At 56.0% G+C, this 1788-nt stretch carries 1 protein-coding gene; it reads right to left on the bottom strand.

Features of this window, described 5'->3' with window-relative positions; all coding sequences use genetic code 11:
* Window positions 1-129 precede the first annotated feature (129 nt).
* The gene (locus ASD58_RS22945) at window positions 130-1485 is read right to left on the bottom strand and encodes an IS4 family transposase (protein ID WP_057263546.1); all 1356 of its coding nucleotides are present in this window, start codon (window positions 1483-1485) and stop codon (window positions 130-132) included.
* Between the last annotated feature and the right edge of the window lie 303 nt (window positions 1486-1788).

The following is a 1788-nucleotide window of genomic DNA, read 5'->3' as shown; positions in this document are numbered from 1 at the left end:
ATTGCCACCATTTTAGCGAAACCTTGCAAATCTCAGCAGTGATTTTTGAGCGTTTCGCCTTTAGAATCGGGCGGTATGGGATTATTCAAGGCCGACTAATTAATACCTTACCCCATTAAGCCCACCTCGTTATACACAACTCGCCTGCTCACGTCGGCGCAGTAGGCGTATTGTTTTGACGGCGACATAAACATCCTGCAGTCCCAGCCAGATGGTTTTAACACCCGGCTCCCCATCGCCTTTGCGCGCCAGGAAGCCGCCGAGGCAAGCAATCTGGCGCAAGACCTCGTTCAGGCGAGGCGCAGGCGGTGGCGTTTTCTCGCGTAGCAAATAGGCGGCCTCGATTTCGTCCGGATCAAAGAACAGGGTGGCATCGAGATCAGGACAAGTGCGCCCCAGGCGCATCAAATGCGCGATCCGCCAGGCCACCACCAGATACAGCGCCAGGGCGCGTTCGATGCGCTCGATGGCACCCAATTGCAGCGCCTCGACCCGGCAGGCATTCTTCAGCACATTGAACAGGATCTCAATCTCCCAACGTGCACGGTACCAATCAATCAGTTCGACCACGGCCGCGGCCGTTTCGGCGTTGCGGTTAATCAGCAGCCGCCATTCGATTGGCTTGGCGCCGCTCGGTGCGTCGTATTCGCGGGCGATGAGGCATGTGGCGCTGACCTGGTTTCCTTTGCCTGCTGGCAGTTCGATATGCCGTACCCATAAGTGCTGCCGCACCGTGCGCGCCTTCACGCCATGCCGGGCGGGCATGGCAAACTCGATTTGCCCGATCGGTTCGCCAGTACAGGTTTGCTGCCACAATTTATCCCCATCAGGCAGGCAGCGATTGTGGGCTGCACGCACCAGCCAATCGACAGGGGTGTGCAGTGCCTGGGCGCGCATCATCAGCGGCAGCATGTCCGCTTCACGGTCGGCCACATACACCAAGCGTGTGTTCGGCAGTTGCGGCGCCAGTTCGGCCAGCCGGTCATAGCCTTCGATCCAGCGCAGGCTTTCCTTGGGGCCGCCGCGCAACCCCGATGCATCTTTTTTCTCGCGGGCCCACATCCAGCAATCGAGTATGCCCAGTGGTTCGCGCTGGGGAGTCACGGCATAAGTCGGATGCAGATACATGCCGCGCTGGGCTTCGTAGGAGAGCGGCCCCAGGCCGCTTGCCTGTTGTCCGTTGAAATCGAGCTCCGTCGTATCTTGCAAGCACAGCACGGTTTGCTGCTGGCCCATGCGCTCCTGGGTTTGCTGCCAATGTGGCGCGAGGATCGCGCGCCAGTCTACGCCCTCATTGTCGAAAAAACGGTATGCCGCCACCGTTTCACCCCAGCCGTTGCAGGCTTTCGGTACACTTGCTGTCGGCTCAGCCGCCAATCGCTCCATTAATATCCTCGCTCGCCTATTCCGGCGCGCATCGCCCAGATCAAGTTGCTTGAATTCCGTTTCCGTCCATGCGGTCGATCTGCTTGCCGAGTGCGCCATGCAAAAGACGAGAGTAAACGCGATATCTGCGCCGTTTACAAGGGCTGCGCTAACTTATTGAATGTAAACGGGATTTTTTGACGACTGGCCAGTGAGGTTGGACTTGTGTATAACGAGGTGCATTAAGCCCGGCAAATTGCCGGGCTTTTTTTATATAATTTCATTATTGTGACTTCGAAAGTAGTAGTAACCAAAAGAAATATCCCAAGCCATTGAATTAACTAAAGTTTCTTTAATTCCAGACTTAATTGCGACATTCAAAAAAAGTTTTAAAATTCTGCTTGCCATGCGGCAATTGGCCGC

The organism is Duganella sp. Root1480D1, assembly GCF_001427305.1.
Lineage (GTDB): Bacteria > Pseudomonadota > Gammaproteobacteria > Burkholderiales > Burkholderiaceae_D > Rugamonas.
This window is presented reverse-complemented; position numbering and strand designations above follow the sequence as displayed.

Excerpts from the sequence above, each read along its gene's own strand:
- ASD58_RS22945 (WP_057263546.1), bottom strand. The coding sequence starts at position 1,485 with ATGGCGCACTCGGCAAGCAGATCGACCGCATGGACGGAAACGGAATTC.